Annotated in this window: 10 protein-coding genes and 3 pseudogenes; 10 read left to right on the top strand and 3 right to left on the bottom strand. The window is 39.3% G+C overall.

Annotation, left to right across the window (positions count from 1 at the left end):
- Nucleotides 1-213: 213 nt before the first annotated feature.
- The 7 genes and pseudogenes from zwf (at nt 214) to P20480_RS08895 (ending at nt 9,384) form a co-directional block, all read left to right on the top strand.
- Nucleotides 214-1,686, top strand: a complete 1,473-nt coding sequence (zwf, locus tag P20480_RS08870) for a glucose-6-phosphate dehydrogenase (RefSeq protein WP_008129781.1) — start codon at nt 214-216, stop codon at nt 1,684-1,686.
- A gap of 2 nt (nt 1,687-1,688) precedes the next feature.
- Nucleotides 1,689-2,399, top strand: coding sequence for a 6-phosphogluconolactonase (gene pgl, locus P20480_RS08875; protein ID WP_008129779.1), 711 nt, complete (start codon nt 1,689-1,691; stop codon nt 2,397-2,399).
- Between the two features lie 344 nt (nt 2,400-2,743).
- Nucleotides 2,744-3,448 carry a SapC family protein gene (locus tag P20480_RS08880; protein WP_006792343.1) on the top strand — a complete coding sequence of 235 codons (705 nt, stop codon included), beginning with the start codon at nt 2,744-2,746 and terminating at the stop codon, nt 3,446-3,448.
- A gap of 125 nt (nt 3,449-3,573) precedes the next feature.
- Nucleotides 3,574-4,608, top strand: a complete 1,035-nt coding sequence (locus P20480_RS08885; protein WP_008129776.1) for an isoaspartyl peptidase/L-asparaginase family protein — start codon at nt 3,574-3,576, stop codon at nt 4,606-4,608.
- Between the two features lie 124 nt (nt 4,609-4,732).
- A pseudogene (hrpA, locus tag P20480_RS18115) lies at nt 4,733-8,623 on the top strand (ATP-dependent RNA helicase HrpA).
- A 75-nt stretch (nt 8,624-8,698) separates the two neighbouring features.
- Nucleotides 8,699-9,079, top strand: coding sequence for a response regulator transcription factor (locus tag P20480_RS08890; protein ID WP_008129771.1), 381 nt, complete (start codon nt 8,699-8,701; stop codon nt 9,077-9,079).
- An 8-nt stretch (nt 9,080-9,087) separates the two neighbouring features.
- Entirely contained in the window at nt 9,088-9,384 is a 297-nt protein-coding gene (locus tag P20480_RS08895) for a PilZ domain-containing protein (protein ID WP_006792347.1), read from the top strand.
- On the opposite strand, the gene P20480_RS08900 is transcribed toward P20480_RS08895, so the two are convergent.
- Entirely contained in the window at nt 9,381-10,571 is a 1,191-nt protein-coding gene (locus tag P20480_RS08900) for a class I SAM-dependent methyltransferase (protein ID WP_008129768.1), read from the bottom strand. The two genes, P20480_RS08895 and P20480_RS08900, sit on opposite strands and share 4 nt — an antisense overlap.
- Nucleotides 10,572-10,677: 106 nt before the next feature.
- Here P20480_RS08900 and P20480_RS08905 point away from each other — a divergent pair.
- Both P20480_RS08905 and P20480_RS08910 read left to right on the top strand, forming a co-directional pair.
- A pseudogene (locus tag P20480_RS08905) lies at nt 10,678-11,366 on the top strand (HD domain-containing protein).
- Between the two features lies 1 nt (nt 11,367).
- Entirely contained in the window at nt 11,368-11,808 is a 441-nt protein-coding gene (locus tag P20480_RS08910; RefSeq protein ID WP_008129764.1) for a VOC family protein, read from the top strand.
- On the opposite strand, the gene P20480_RS08915 is transcribed toward P20480_RS08910, so the two are convergent.
- Nucleotides 11,805-12,797 (bottom strand): response regulator, encoded by a 993-nt coding sequence (locus P20480_RS08915; RefSeq protein WP_008129762.1) that lies wholly within the window; start codon nt 12,795-12,797, stop codon nt 11,805-11,807. The genes P20480_RS08910 and P20480_RS08915 overlap by 4 nt on opposite strands.
- Nucleotides 12,798-12,805: 8 nt before the next feature.
- Nucleotides 12,806-16,129: an MHYT domain-containing protein gene (locus tag P20480_RS08920; protein ID WP_008129760.1), complete on the bottom strand. Its 3,324-nt coding sequence runs from the start codon at nt 16,127-16,129 to the stop codon at nt 12,806-12,808.
- A 275-nt stretch (nt 16,130-16,404) separates the two neighbouring features.
- Between P20480_RS08920 and P20480_RS08925 the strand changes: the two are divergent.
- A pseudogene (locus P20480_RS08925) lies at nt 16,405-17,092 on the top strand (M48 family metallopeptidase).
- Nucleotides 17,093-17,195 lie beyond the last annotated feature (103 nt).

Raw genomic sequence — 17,195 nt, 5'->3', positions numbered from 1 at the left:
GAGTGCTTAGGGTCTGTATTTTTGTGAGAGGAGATACAGAATCCTAAGGCTCATTTAATAAAGCGTAGATGATAAAAAAATAATAATACATCATCAATTAAGAACAATTCAGCAGGCTTTTAACACATTATAAAAGCTACCATCATCCAAGTTATAAACAGGCATACCCGCGAACTTATTTTAGGACGGGGTATCACAACGTAGAGAGTAACTATGCTTAATCCTTTTGATATCATAATTTTTGGGGGCGGTGGTGATCTTGCGTTACGCAAATTACTACCTGCAATGTACAGAGCATATCAAGAAGGGAACCTACCTGAAGGCTCTCGCATCCTGCCAACAGTTCGTGAAGAAAGCAAACGTGCCGAATACATTGAAACAGCGCACAAAGCACTGCAAGAGTTTTTAAGTAAAGGTGAATTTAACGCCAAAGATTGGAAAGCATTTTCTACTTACTTAGTGCCAGTGGTGAGTAATGTTACTGAAGCTGACGATAACTGGGATGTGCTTAAAGAGATCTTAGATGAGCACGATAGCACTAAATCTCGCGTGTTTTACTTATCTTTACCACCAGCCGTTTATGGCAAGTGTTGTGAAATTCTTTCTACAAAAGATTTGATTACGCCAACATCGCGTGTAGTAGTAGAAAAACCAATCGGTTACTGTGGTGAATCTGCAGAAGCAATAAACGCTAAAATTGCTGAATTTTTTGAAGAAGACCAAATTTTCCGTATAGACCATTACTTAGGTAAAGAAACAGTACAAAACCTAATGGCACTGCGTTTTTCAAATTCATTGTTTGAAAACATGTGGGATGCTAAATCGATTGATAATATTCAAATTAGTCTTTCTGAAACCGTAGGCCTTGAGAGCAGAGCTGGGTTTTACGACAAAGCCGGTGCACTTCGTGATATGGTTCAAAATCACTTATTACAGCTTTTGTGCCTTGTTGCAATGGAAGCACCTAATAAGCTTAATGCTAATAGTATTCGTAACGAAAAACTAAAAGTACTCGAAGCGCTTCGTCCACTTTTTGATTCAGATGTTGATAGCAACATTGTACGCGGTCAATATGTACCGGGCGATTTAAACGGAAAAATAGTTCCTGGCTACCTAGAAGAGCTAAACGAAGGCGCTAGTAAAACAGAAACCTTTGTGGCTATTCGTGCACACATTGATAATTGGCGTTGGGCTGGCGTACCATTTTACCTTCGTACAGGTAAACGCATGGCAAAACGTTGTGCTGAAATAGTGGTTGAGTACAAAAAAGTATCGCACAATATTTATGAAGAAAATGTTGGCAACATTGAACCAAACCGCTTAGTTATTCGCCTTCAGCCTGAAGAAACGATTCAGCTAACGCTTATGTCAAAGCGTTTGGATAACCTTGAAATGCAATTAGAGCCGGTAACGATGAACATTGAGTTATCACAAGCTTACAGCAATGGTTTCCATTCTGATGCATACAAACGTTTAATGCTTGATGCGGCTGCAAATAACCCATCGTTGTTTATTCACCGTGATGAGGTTCGTCAAGCATGGAAATGGATTGACCCGATTGTTGAGCGTTGGCAAGATAAAGGTAAGCCTGCACTTTACCGCGCCGGAACATGGGGGCCTGATGATGCCGATGAGTTATTAGCAGAAAACAACCACTTGTGGTTTAACACAGGTGATAAGGCATAATTATGGCGACTTTAGTTGAAAAATTTTTTGATGATAAAGATACTCTCACAAAAGAGTTATCGGCAACCTTAGAGCAATCATTAATAGATGGTATTAAAGATGATGGCCGCGCGGTACTAATGGTATCAGGCGGGTCATCACCCGCTGCAGCATATAAGCATTTATCAACCCTTGATTTAGATTGGCAGAACGTTGATGTAGCCATGGTTGATGAGCGCTGGGTTGAGCCAAATCACGAGAAAAGTAATGAAGCTTTCATTAAAAGTACGTTGTTGCAAAATTTTGGCAATGCAGCCAACTTTATAACAATGAAAAACGATGCTTCTACTGCACAACAAGGTGCTGAAAAATGTGAAGCCGCGTATAGTGCACTCAAAGCGCCTTATGATGTAACTATTTTAGGTATGGGGCCAGATGGGCACACTGCGTCTTTGTTTCCACACGCAGATGGGTTAGAGCATGGTTTAACCACCACTCAAACGGTTTGTGCGATTAACGCAATACAAAGCGACGTGACGGGGAGTATTACCGAGCGTATGACGCTTACCTTGCATGCAATAGCAAATTCTAAAGTGGTAAAACTACTTATTAGCGGTGAAGAAAAGCTCGCTGTTTATAAGCAAGCTAAGGCAGGGGGCGATGTTAACGATATGCCTCTGCGTGCTGTGCTAAACCATCCTGATATAAATATTGAAGTTTATTGGGCTCCATAATTTAATCAAATTTGCAGTACTCACTCAATTTTATAAAGGCAGCTAAATTAGCTGCCTTTTTGTTTGTTTAAATATTCTCCAATATGAGTAAGTTTATAGGTGAATACCTGTTAACTATTGTAAATGGGTTGCTTAGTTTTGTATGCTAAATAGCCGCGTAACGCTTTATTTTTAAGCGCATTTTAAAATTATTACGTGTATGTTTTTTGGCAACGTGCAGATTTATTTAAATTTTATTTTTAGATGGCTTATGTCATAAAACTTTCCCTTCCTTTTTCGCTTCAAAAGCATTAGCCTTAGTGCATTAACAATGAAACTTATAAAATTAAAAACGGAGCAGTAACATGGCGGAGCAACAAGTACAGCCTTTACACAATGAAAAACATGCCAACATTAAAATTCAAAACGGCATCAATGTAGAATTTATGAAAACTCAACATTTAGTGCCTGTAGTAGCACATGAGTTTGCGCGTGTAGCAAATGAGTTTCCTATGTCGTTTGTTAAAAATAACGAAGCAGGTACTTTCCAAGCAGTTGCAATGTTTGGCTTAGAGCCAGGCGAAAACTTATTTGTTGAAGGCGACAAATGGACAGCTTCTTTTGCACCAATGGCGTCTACACGTTACCCACTAGGTTTAGTTAAACACCCAGAGCAAGACCAATTTGGTATTGTTATTGATGAAGCAAGCCCACTTGTAAGCGAAACAGACGGTAATGCGTTATTTGAAAACGGTGAAGAAACAGATTACCTAAAACGTCGCAAAGAGTCGCTAGTGTCTTTCATTGAATTTTCTCAAGTAACAGATGCGTTCACTAAATTCCTTGCTGACAAAGAGCTACTGATAGCACAAACGTTAACAGTAGACATCAAAGGCGAGAAAAAAGACATTAACGGTATTTACCTTATCGACGAGAAAAAACTAAATGAGCTAAGCGATGCAGACTTCTTAGAGCTTCGTAAGCGCGGCTATTTAGCACCAATTTACTCTTTCTTAACGTCTACTCACCAAGTAGCACGTTTAGCGCGTTTAAAAGCCAAACAAGCTTAATTTAAACACGTTAACTATAAAAAGCGCCTCAAGGCGCTTTTTTTATGCCTTTAAACTTACTTTAGTTGAAATTTACGTTTTAACCGTTCACATTGGTTTTAATACTTTTTTGATAAGGGCCAGTCATGAAAAAAATAATCTTATTATCTATTTTAGCCAGTGCGAGCATAGGGTTTAGTCACAGTGTACTAAGTGAAGAATCTCCGCTTGCCATTGCCATTCATGGTGGCGCAGGAACAATAGATAAAGCAAAATTTTCCCCTGAGCAAGAAAAAGCCTACCGTGCTAAATTATCCGAAGCTGTTGAAGCAGGTTACAGCGTACTTGAAAAAGGCGGGGAAAGCTTAGATGCGGTGACTGCTGCAATTACAGTATTAGAACAGTCTGAGTTTTTTAATGCAGGGCGGGGTGCAGTATATACATACGACGGTGGGCATGAACTCGACGCATCAATTATGGACGGGCGTAACCGCCAAGCTGGGGCTGTTGCAGGTGTAAAACATGTAGAGAGCCCAATTAAACTTGCTCGTTTAGTTATGGATAACTCAGTGCACGTTATGCTCAGTGGACAAGGTGCTGAGGAATTTGCAAAAGAGCAAGGTATTGAACTTATCGAAAATAACATATTTGATACTAAACATCGTTACGATGCTCTGCTTAAAGCAAAAGATAAGCTTGATAAAGCCAAAGCAACAACTAAGTCATATCAGGCTGCACACAATGCACTACCAGATAACTTTAAAATGGGCACTGTTGGCGCTGTTGCCCTTGATAAAAATGGTAATTTAGCTGCAGGCACATCAACCGGTGGAATGACGGCAAAGCGCTACGGCCGTGTTGGAGATGCTCCTGTTATAGGTGCTGGTACGTTTGCTGAGAATGAGTCATGTGCGGTATCAGCAACCGGCCATGGTGAATATTTTATTCGCTACAACGTGGCAAGTGATATTTGCGCTCGTGTTAAATACCAAGGCAGTACAATCGCCCAAGCCGGTGATGAAGTAATAAACAAGGTATTAAAGCCAATAGGTGGTACAGGCGGTGTTATTATTATCGACACGCAGGGCAATATTAGTTTACCGTTTAACACGTCGGGGATGTATCGCGCGAGTAAATCGAATACGCAAGCAACTTATGTAGGCATTTTTAAAGGCGAATAGGAATACAGGCTGATACATGTGTTTAAATGTCAAACAACTGAGTGTTTAATGATTTGTAGGATTAACCCGAGCCGTTAACTTTGATACAATTATGGCTCTTTTACATATTTTATAAGGTATGCGGGTGGTTAACCTAGGTCAGTTGTTTGGCGAGCTAAAAAACGTGCTTAAAAAAAGATCAATTCATATTCAAAAAACGCCTTCATGGTGTTAAAAAAATAGCCGACGAAACTAAACAAGCCAATGCGCTTGAAAAAATAGCCGCAGATATAACCCGCAGCCAACAATCAAAAGAAAAACGATTAGCTAACTTGCCACAGGTAACATACCCTGAGCAGCTGCCTGTAAGTCAAAAAAAACAAGCCATTAAAGACGCAATAGCAAATAACCAAGTTGTTATTATTGCCGGTGAAACGGGCTCGGGGAAAACGACGCAAATACCTAAAATGTGTCTAGAGCTTGGCCGTGGAGTTGATGGGTTTATTGGCCATACACAACCACGTAGGTTAGCCGCACGCACCGTTGCAAACCGTATTGCTGATGAGATGAAGTGTGAACTTGGCCAACAAGTGGGATTTAAAATCCGCTTTAGTGATCAGGTTTCTAACAGCACATACATCAAACTGATGACAGACGGTATTTTACTGGCCGAAATTCAGCAAGATCGCTTTTTAAATCAATACGACACCATAATTATTGATGAAGCCCACGAGCGTAGCCTAAACATTGACTTTATTTTAGGGTACTTAAAAAACTTACTGCCTAAGCGTCCAGATTTAAAAGTTATAATTACCTCAGCAACGATTGACCCTGAGCGTTTTTCTAAGCATTTTAACGATGCGCCAATTATTGAGGTATCAGGTCGTACTTTCCCTGTTGATGTTCGTTACAACCCAATTAGCGATATTAAAAAAGAGGGTATGGAAGCAGAAGGTGACCAGTTACAAGGTATTTTTGATGCCGTTGACGAGCTGTGCGCAGAAGGCCCTGGCGACATACTTATATTTTTAAATGGTGAGCGTGAAATTCGTGACACTGCCGACGCGTTGAGTAAGCGAAATTTAAAACACACTGATGTACTCCCATTGTATTCGCGTTTATCAAATGCAGAGCAAAATCGAATATTTGCGCCGCATTCGCGCCGTCACATTATTTTATCGACTAACGTGGCTGAAACGTCATTGACCGTGCCAGGTATTCGCTATGTTATAGATCCAGGTACTGCGCGCATAAGTCGCTACAGCTACCGTACAAAAGTACAGCGTTTACCAATCGAGCCTATTTCACAAGCAAGTGCTAATCAGCGTATGGGCCGTTGTGGGCGTGTTGAAGCGGGTATTTGTATTCGCTTGTATTCTGAGGATGACTTTTTATCTCGCCCCGAGTTTACTGACCCGGAAATTCTACGTACAAACTTAGCCTCTGTTATTTTACAAATGCTAGCTTTGGGCTTGGGTGACATGGCGCAATTTCCATTTGTGCAAGCGCCAGATAGCAGAAATATCAATGATGGTTTGACTCTGCTTGAGGAGTTACAAGCAGTAAAGTCGTCTAAACGAGATAATAAAACTGCTTTAACGCAATCTGGTAGGGAGCTGAGCCGATTACCCGTTGATCCGCGTTTGGCTAAAATGGTGTTAACAGCGCATAAGTTAGGTGCACTTCGTGAAGTTATTATCATTGTGGCTGCTTTATCTATTCAAGACCCACGTGAACGACCTCAGGAAAAACGCGCAGCAGCGAATGAAAAACACGGCCGCTTTGATGATCCTGATTCAGACTTTATTGCCTTTTTAAATTTGTGGAATTACTTAGAAGAGCAACAAAGCGAACTGACAAACAGTCAGTTTAGAAAATTATGCCAAAAAGACTTCCTAGCCTATATGCGCCTGCGTGAATGGCAAGATATTGTATATCAAATAAGTACTGTGTGTAACGAAATGGGCATGAAGGCAACAAGTGATGTTGCTGATAGTGAAGCCGTACACAAAGCCTTACTAAGCGGTATGCTTAGCCATATTGGTTTTAAGGACGAAAAACAAGCTTACAAAGGTGCGCGTAATAGTCAGTTTCATATTTTTCCGGGGTCAGGTTTATTTAAAAAAGCGCCTAAATGGATTATGTCAGCAGAGCTTGTTGAAACGAGTAAATTGTATGCGCGCACTAATGCAAAAATCGATATCAGTTGGGTTGAACCTTTAGCCCAACATTTGGTAAAACGCAGCTACTCTGAGCCCCACTGGGAGAAAAAACCTGGGGCTGTTATTGCCTTTGAGCAACAAACTTTATATGGGTTGTTAGTTGTTAATAAGCGCCGCTGTGTGTATAGCAATATAGACTCTAAAGTTAGTCGTGAGCTGTTTGTACGCACCGCACTGGTTGAACAAGAGCTAGGTTTAAACGAGCGTTTTTTACAGTTTAACCGTGAGCTAATCGAAGATATACAAGTTCTTGAAAATAAGTCGCGCCGACGTGATATTTTAGTTGATGAACAAACCTTATTTGAGTTTTACGATAAAAAAATAACCAAAAGAAATTAATAATCGAGCCGTCTTTTTTTAAGTGGTATAAAACTCAAAAACAACAAAATAAACACTATCTACATATGACTCGCGATGAGTTAATGCGCCATGGCGCAAACAGTATTACAGAGTTTGATTACCCAGATACATGGCAGCAAGATAATTTAATATTACCGCTTACGTATCACTTTGATCCAGGTCAAGCGGTTGATGGTGTTGCGGTGCAAATACCCGTTGCCTTATTAAATCAATTGCAAGAAACCGGCTTTGATTGGCATATCCCTGCGTTTAGGCACGAACTTGTTAGTGGCTTGATTAAATCGCTACCAAAATCACTTCGACGTAACTTTGTGCCCGCTCCTAATTATGCCGATGCTGTTATTGCGGCGGTAGAGCCGATGCAAGGCACGTTGCTTGACGCACTTACCACACGTTTGTTGAGAATGACCGGTGTACGCGTTGATCCTGAAGCGTGGGATTTAACATCACTTGCTTCTCATTTACGCTTACATTTTGAAGTACGCGATGAGCACAATAAATTACTGGCTCGCGGTCTAGACCTTGCGAAGCTCAAAGCAGAGCTTCAAGGAGAGGTAACCGAAACACTTTCTAAAGTTGCGGATGACGGTATAGAAAAAGCAGACTTAACACAATGGAACTTTGGTGAACTACCTAAGTCTTACGTTAAAAAGCAAGGCCAGTACGAAATAAAAGCGTATCCAGCGCTGGTGGATAAAAAATCAAGTGCTGCGGTTGAGCTATTTGATAACGAAATAAAGGCACAGATTGCACACCAGCAAGGCCTTCGCCGATTGGTATTATTAAATGTGCCTTCACCTATTAAATATTTACAGCAAAATCTGCCTAATAAGGCTAAGTTGGGATTGTACTTTAATCCTTTTGGAAAAATAGCCGATTTAATTAATGATTGTATTGCCGCGGGTGTTGATAGCTTATTACTCAAATATGGCGATATTAGAACGAGCAGTGAGTTTGAAAGTGTAAAAGAAGAAATACGTGGCGAGCTAGGTGACGCTGTAGTCGATATAGCTATTCACGTTGAACAAGTTCTTAGCATTGCGCATGCGCTACATAAAAAAATGAAAGGGCGGGTTGATTTGACCATGATCACTGCGCATGGCGATATTAAGTCTCAGCTTGAGTCGTTAATTTTTAAAGGGTTTGTTAGTCAACATGGTGCGACTAAGCTGACTGATTTAATTCGTTATTTGAAAGCGATTCAAAAGCGATTAGAAAAGCTCCCTGTTGACCCAAACAGAGACAGAGTGTGTGTACTTGAGCTTGATAAAGTGGCAGCTGAGTATAAAAAGCTGACTAATAAAATACCCAAAGGTATGCCAATACCCAGCGAGATAGAAGCTATATTTTGGATGCAACAAGAGCTAAGAGTTTCATTATTTGCACAAACGCTAGGAACGCCTTACCCTATTTCGTCTAAACGAATTTTAAATGCTATAAAAGAAGTTGAATAATGCTTGCATTTATCAAGAAGGTTAGTACCTTAAAGGTAGGATTTATTTTTGTTTTGAGAAGGAAACGACATAAGCATGTCCTCGGTGATTGAACCTAAAACAAAACGACTATTAGTTGTAGATGATGAGTATTTTAATTACGAAATGCTTAAACCTGCACTAGAGTCTAAATTTGACGTTAGTTATGCTGACTCTGGTCAGAATTGTCTTGCGTCTGCAATTGCCAATCCTCCTGACATTATTTTACTCGATGTATGTATGCCAGGCCTTGATGGCTATGATACATGCAGAATGCTAAAACATACGCCAGAAACTAAAAACATTCCTGTGGTTATGGTGTCAGGCCTTGAGTCTGAGCTTGAGAAGAAAACAGGTTTTGACGCCGGTTGTGATGCTTATGTAGTCAAACCGTTTGCCATAAGTGCACTGTTAGAGCAAATAAACACAATAGTTTAGAGGGAATTATGTTCACAGAAGATAAACGAAACTATAGACGCATGCAGGTGAACGCTACTGCAATGCTTACAACTATCGAGCCGGTTGCCGGCTTAACTTACACTGCTGAATGCGTAGACTTAAGTGCAACGGGATTGTCGCTGCATTTAGATGATTTATTAGAACCAAATACACTTTTGTCTGTTGATATTGCATCAACTCATCCAAGTATTGCCCCTTTAAAAGCGACTGCTAAGGTAATACGTGCCAGCAAAGAAGATGATGGCACGATTACGGCAGGGCTTGAGATAATAGAGTTTAATTAATAAACTTTACAGATAAGCCCTTTTAAGTAAAAGCCTTCAGGGTAGCTGCCCGCAATTGGGTGGTCAGCTGCTTGGTTTAAACGCTCCATTATTAACAAGTCTTTACCCGCGTCTAGTGCTGCGTCTGCAACTACTTTCTGAAATAAGTTTTGTTCCATTAAGCCCGAGCAAGAGAATGTTAATAGTGTGCCGCCTGGCTTTAATATTTGCATAGCTATCATATTGATATCTTTATAGCCCCTGCATGCACCTGTTAACTGTGCCTTGTTGTCGGCAAATTTAGGTGGGTCCATAACAATGGTGTCGAACTGTTTACCTTCGTCTCTGTACTGGCGTAAAAGTTTAAAAACATCTTGCTTAACAAAATCGACTTTATTTAAATCTAATTTATTATGCTCAACATTACGTTTAGCGGTATCGAGTGCTGGTTGTGATACGTCAACGTTGGTAACATGTGTACAGCCACCACGCAGCGCATAAAGTGAGAATGTCCCTGTGTAGCTAAAGCAGTTAAGAACAGTTTTATCTTTTGAAAAACGCTCAAGTGCTGCACGGCTATCGCGTTGATCTAGGTAAAATCCGGTTTTATGACCTTCTAAAATATCTACCTCAAGCTTTAAACCATTTTCTTCAATAAGCACTGGCTGCTTTGGCTCAGAGCCCCAAAGTACCCCTTTAATTGGCTCTAACCCTTCTTTTGTTCGTACGTCCACGTCTGAACGCTCGTAAATACTGCTGCCTGGAAATATAGCCATCAGTGCGCCTACAATTTCACCTTTGTGGCGCTCTGCACCTGCGCTTAGTAGTTGGCATACAAGTACATTATCAAACTTATCGATTGTAACACCCGGTAAGTAATCAGACTCAGCGGCACATAATCGGTAACCAGTTAATCCGCCTTCTTCAATTACTTGGCTACGAGCTTCAAGTGCTCGGCGTAAGCGTCTCTCAAAAAAGTGTTGATCTATAATTTCTTTTTCGTCAAAGCTCCAAACACGCGCTCGAATCTGAGAATGCGGGCTATAGGCTGCTGTTGCTAAATATTTACCTTCACTGTCGTGAATAGTTACCGTATCGCCCAGTCCCGGTTTACCTTTGATCTTTTTAATGGCTTTAGAAAATAACCATGGGTGTTTTCTTTTTAATGATTTATCGCGACCAGCTTGGAGATAAACGGCAGATGACATAAGGCTTCTCGGTTGTATTAAATAAGCGATGTATTTTAGTCAAGGCAGGGGCAACATACAATGAATGTTTTGCATGAAGCCTATAAAGCGCGGTAAAGTATGACTAATTCAATATGTTAATAAATTTTTGGAAACTACCTTGGCAGAAACCACGTTATCTCCCGCATTACAAATACTCTCTGGGCAATGTCGTGACTTTATTACATCGCTTAAACATGCTGATGTTGCTCATGATATTACCCATATAGAACGTGTGGTTAGAGTGGCAATACAACTTTGTGAAGCTGAAAATGCCAATATGGCGATTGTTTTGCCTGCAGCATGGTTACACGACTGTGTCGCAGTGGCTAAAAATCACCCTGACAGAGCCAAAGCATCGACTATGGCAGCCGATAAAGCGATTGGGTTTTTAAAAGGCTTAGGTTATGACGCAAACTTGTTTGAAGAAATTCATCATGCAATAGCGGCACATAGCTTTAGTGCTAACATTAAAATTAAAACGCTTGAGGCGCAAATAGTACAAGATGCAGATAGAATGGATGCTCTTGGTGCCATTGGTGTTAGCCGTTGCATGAAAGTAGGGGGCTCTATAGGGCGTTTACTTTACAGCCCTGACGATCCTTTTTGTACAACTAGAGAGCCTGACGATAAAAAATTTACTTTAGATCATTTTTTATAAAACTTTTAAATATTGCTAAGAGTATGAACACGCCATCAGCTAAAGCTGAAGCGCAAAGACGCACTCACTATATGGATGCGTTTTTAGAGCAGTTAAAGTCAGAGATTGGTGAGTAATATGAGCAACAAAACAATGCCTTTACTATCGGGGATTGATCACTGCCACATAAACGTAAATAACCTTTCGAATGCAGTGACTTGGTATGAAAAAGTACTTGGCTTTAAAGTAGTTGAGGAGCTTGCGTTTTGGGACGAGACAGGCAAAGGGCCTTTAACACTCCAAGACCGAAATACCACAACACGCTTAGCATTGTTTGAAGGTCAAGTTCGCAGCAAAGGAATTGCGTTTGGTGCTACTGGAGAACAATTTATAGCGTGGCTTGCGCACTTCAAATCAATGGACATAAAAACAGTATTAGCCGACCACGGTGTTACGTTCTCAATATATTTTAAAGATGAAAGCGATAATAGTCATGAAATAACATCTCATGATTATGAACATATTAAGATGTTTTACCCATCTGTTGAGCAGGGATCACACAGTGCTAAAAAGAGTTAACGTTCTTGATTGCTTTGCTTGATATTGAGTATTTCGTCTAGTTTATTAACTAATAAATCAATAATAGCTGGGTCAAAGTGGCTACCTGCTTGGTCTTTCATATGAGCAACTGCTTTTTCTACACTCCACGCGTCTTTATATGGGCGTTTAGATGTGAGTGCATCAAATACATCTGCAACAGCAACAATTCTACCTTCGATTGAAATTTCATCGCCTTTTAAACCGTAAGGGTAACCTGTTCCATCCCATTTTTCGTGATGCTCTATTGCCAATGTGTGCGCGAGTTGAAGCAATGGAGAAGATGAATTAGCTAAAATTTTTGCGCCAATTAAGGCATGCTCTTTCATGTGTTCAAATTCTTGCTCTGATAACTTTCCGGGCTTTAATAAAATTGCATCGGGAATACCTATTTTTCCAACATCATGCATAGGCGCTGCCTGATGCAGAAGCTCTGCTTGATTTTCTGACATGCCAATACCTAGCGCAAGAACTTTACTGTACTGGCTCATACGAACTATGTGCTCACCCGTATCGGTATCTTTATACTCTGCGGCACGCCCCAAGCGCTGAACTAAATCTATATGTGCTTGCTTTAATTGCTCTGCTTGTACCAAAGAAAGGTGTGTTTTAACACGCGCTCTTACAATAGCAGGGCTTATTGGCTTGGTTATGTAGTCGACCGCACCTAATTCAAACCCTTTATACTCATCGCTCTCGTCACCAAGGGCTGTGACAAAAATAATGGGGATGTGTGCGGTTTTTGGATTACGTTTAACGTGTTCACATACTTCAAACCCATTCATATGTGGCATCATTATGTCGAGTAAAATGAGTTTGGGTAATTCTTTTTCAAGCAATGTTAAGGCTGCTTCTCCCGATTTTGCAAAGGACAGTCGGTACTGATTGCCCAGTATTTCTCGCATAACCTTAAGGTTCGCAGGCTCATCATCAACAATTAAAACCCGAGGTCTGTGTGTAGCAAAAATCATTTATATACTCATATATCGTTTAGTTTGTTTATCAATGTGTCTAATTTGAGAATCGCATTTTCAAAATCAAATTCATCAAATGCATCAGCTATTGCGGCAATGTCATCTGAAAAGGGTTCACCTGAAAACGTTTGCAGGTTCGTCAATGCATTATCGTTTAATTCAGCGTTTTGTGCTGAGTCATAAAGTGCTTCACACAGCTGTGTTAATTCATCAATTGACACTACATTGTTTTTACTTTCAGGTTTATCAGTTTGATCACATTCTTTTGTCGTTAACAATTGAGAAATAACAGACAGTTCAGCTTTTATTGATTGTAAAATATTATCAACGTCCTCACCTTGTTTAATAGCTTGCTCTAGATTTGTTAAAAGTCTCATTAGTGCAATAAGACCAAGGTTTCCAGCAATCCCTTTTAAAGTGTGTATTAAACTATAGCTATTTTGAGTGTTTAGCTGAGGCTCGTTTATAAGTGTGTCGAAGCGTTTGTCATTGTCTTTAATAAATTTAGTGATTTCAGTCAGCTGTTTACACTTCGATCCCCATAACGCTAATCCTTTTTTAAAATCGATGTGTTTTGCATTTGGATCTGTTTGTGCTATTTCGATTTCTTTCGAAACACCTAAACCAAGTACTTGTGCAATCTCTTGATTTAATTGATTAATGTCAATTGGCTTGTTTGCAAACCCATTCATGCCTGCTTTTTTAGCTAAAAGTTTATCTTGCTGTAAAACGCTGGCGGTTAAAGCAATAATAGGAATATTTTTTAACTGTTGTTGTTTTTCTATCTCGCGTATTTTTATCGAAGCTTCAATACCGTCACATTCTGGCATGTGAATATCCATTAAAATGACATCAAAATCGTGTTGTTTGAAGGTGTCAATTGCCTCAAGACCATTACTCGCTTTTGTAACCGCATGATGATCCCTGGAAAGTAATAACGAGAGAAGCTCAGTATTTTGTTCTATGTCGTCAACGACCAAAATTCTTAGGGCAGGTAACTGTGTATGAAGGCCATCAAAATAGTCAATTTTTTCTTCATCACCCACTTTAAGAGGAAGCGAAAAATAAAAGCAGGTGCCTTTATTTATTTCACTGACTAAATTTATAGTTCCCCCCATCAGCTCAACAAGTTGTTTGCTGATAGTTGTTCCAAGCCCTGTACCACCAAAGCGGCGGGTAGTCGTTCCGTCAGCTTGGACAAAAGGTTGAAAAATAGCGCTCACTCTATCCTTTTCAATCCCAATGCCGGTGTCTTGTACTTCAAAAAATAAATGCCCATTTTGTGTGGTGCTTACGGTAATGGTCACAGAGCCATGCTCTGTAAACTTAATCGCATTGCCAATAAGGTTAGTTAAAATCTGTCTTAACCTGTCTGGATCACCGTAATAGGTATTTTGCACTGATTCTTTAATAATAAGATGAAGTAAAAGATCTTTCTTTTTTGCTTCTAACCAAAACGTTGAAATGATGCTGTCTATAACGGGTTTAAGGCTAAAGTGAACTGCCTCAATGGTCAACTTACCACGTTCTAATTTAGCTGAATCGAGTACCTCGTTAAGCAAGCGAAGAAGCGAACGGGCTGCGTTATTAACGGTAACAAGGTGCTTTTGCTGCTCATTATTGAGTGGTGTATCCATGAGCAGGTCGCTAAAGCCGATAATAGAGTTCATAGGGGTGCGTATTTCGTGGCTCATATTAGCCATAAACGACTGTTTTGCTTGTGCGGCTTCTTCAGCGATGAGTTTCGCTTTTTCGAGCTTCTCTTCGTACTCTTTACGCTCGGTGATATCAACAAACACGCCATCTATCCACTGAGCTTCGTCTTTATTATTAAAGTAAAAACTACCTTGGTCTAATAACCATAAAACTTTACCATTTCTATGACGAATTCTATATTCGATAGAATATTGGCGCTTTTCTTTAACTGCTGAAGTTACTGCATCTATTACTGCCTGTTGGTCAGTTTTTAAAATAAGGTCGTTAAACTCTAAGCAATGCTCAGTAAATTCATCTGATTGATAACCTGTTAACTCTAAAATACTTGGGCTTATGAATAACATACTCCAATTATCATCTAGCCTGCATCTAAATACAGCACCCGGCATATTGTTTATTAAAGAACGGTATTTTTGCTCTTTTTCAACAAGGCTGCGTTGTAATTCACGTTGTTCGGTTAAATCAGTGATATAACCAACATAAAGTGGGGTTTGTCCTGGCTGGTTAACTTCACCAATGCCTATTCTAATAGGAAAAAGATGGCCTTCTTTGTGTTTTGCAAAAATTTCAAGGTTTACACCGAGCACCTTGTTTGAGTTAACATCTTTTGCATTAGAGAGGTATTCATCGTGATGCTTAGCGAGCTTTTCATCCATTAACATTTTTATATTTTTGTTTTTTACTTCATGTTCTTGCCAGCCAAAAATATGTGTGGCTGAGGCATTAAAACTTAAAATATGCCCTCTGTGATCAATCGTTACTATGGCATCGATGGCTGTTTCGAGTATGGCATTCAGACGAGACTCATCGGCAGACTTTTCTTCTAGCAACATTTTATAACGAACCATTCCGTTAATAACCGCCACGACGCTTGTAATAGCAACCGTTGCTGTAGCAACAGCAATTGCGACAAATGTAAGACCGGCGGATGCGTTAATATCATCGAATAGCAGTGGCGAAGTTGCAACAAAACGGGTTGCTGCCATGCCCATATAGTGCATTCCTGCAACAGCAAGGCCCAAAATAATTGCGCTTATGGTGCGGCTTTGTAGAGGCGTTAATGTAGGGAAAAATTTATCTAAGTTAAATCGACTATAAAGAGCAATAAAAGAAAGTGCTATTGCAACAAATATTGATAAAACAAACATAAGTGGGTCGTAGCGTAATAAAGGAGCCAACTCCATAGCGGCCATGCCGCTATAATGCATTGTGCCAATGCCTGCGCCTAATAATACAGAACATAAACCAAGTATTTTGAAGCTCGCTTTATTGTTAATTAAAATAGAAATTGCAAATAGGCAAGCAAAAAAAGCAGGAAGAAAAGACAATATAGTTATTGTTGGGTCGTATTTAATATTTGTGCAGAGCGAGAAGGCCAGCATACCGATAAAGTGCATACTCCAAATACCGGCCGAAAATATTGCTGCGGCAGTAAATTTTGCTAGGCGTTCATAATTATGAAATTTTGTTTCTTTGGCTAAATCAATCAATCGGGTTGTAAAAAAAGAAGCAAATATTGCTATTAAAACAGATATAGATACTAAAAGAGGGTCGTAAACGCCGTTAACTACTAGGCTAGGGTCGTGGTCTGTAATAAAAAATGCAGATAGCATATTGGCTCAAAAATTAGTCTTTAGGTATCCAGTTTAATATATTCATCATATAAATAAATACTTAATTAACTAGAGCGGTATAAAAAATGAGTTTGTTTCAATTTTTTAACGTATAGTTTTCAAGTTATTATTTTTTATATTTATTTTGTCAAACTGATAGAGAAGCATTTTGCTATCATATGAATGACACAGATGATAACCAAAATAGGGTTGCATCAGATTAGCGCATAAATATTTGTAGTGAATACTTAAAATTAGGTCAATGAGAGAAAGCAGTGTTTGATTACCAACTAAAAAAAAGTAAACGAAGAAAAACAGTCGCTATAAAGGTTCATGATCAATCTGTCACTGTATATGCCCCCCCATAATGTTGCCCAAAAACAAATCGATAGCTGGTTACTTGAAAAGCAACCCTGGATTGAAGCACAATTAAAAAAGCAGCTTAATGCAGTCGATATTAAGCAGTATCCCCTTATACATAATAAAATTAAGATATTTTCTGACTGGGTTAAATTAAGTTTTTTAGAAAGCTCATTATCTGATATTCAAGAGCACAATAATGTTTTGTTAGTAACACACTCTACTAGAGTAAAAAATTACAATGGTAAATACGAAAGTTTGATTAAACAGTATTTAGAAGAGAAGTTGGCGGCGTATATTGAAATGCGTATTAACTATTATTGCAAAATAATGAAAGAAGAATTGCCTCAAAAATTAAGTATTGCCATATATAAGCGCCGTTGGGGGAGTTGCAACAGCAGGCGAGAACTAACTTTTAATTTACACCTAATAGGGGCTCCTCATGCCGTGATTGATTATGTAATAGTGCATGAACTTGCTCATTTGCAGTATTTAAACCACAGTAAGGACTTTTGGGCTAGAGTAGAGGCATTTTTTCCTGATCATAAAATTGCATCAGATTGGCTAAAAACACAGGGAACAAGTTTACAGTGGGTGTTTTAAGCTAATTTGAATATAGGAATATAGGAATATAGGAATATAGGAATATAGGAATATAGGAATATAGGAATATAGGAATATAGGAATATAGGAATATAGAAGAAGT

The sequence above is a fragment of the Pseudoalteromonas sp. BSi20480 genome (assembly GCF_000241365.1).
GTDB lineage: Bacteria > Pseudomonadota > Gammaproteobacteria > Enterobacterales > Alteromonadaceae > Pseudoalteromonas > Pseudoalteromonas marina.
This window is presented reverse-complemented; position numbering and strand designations above follow the sequence as displayed.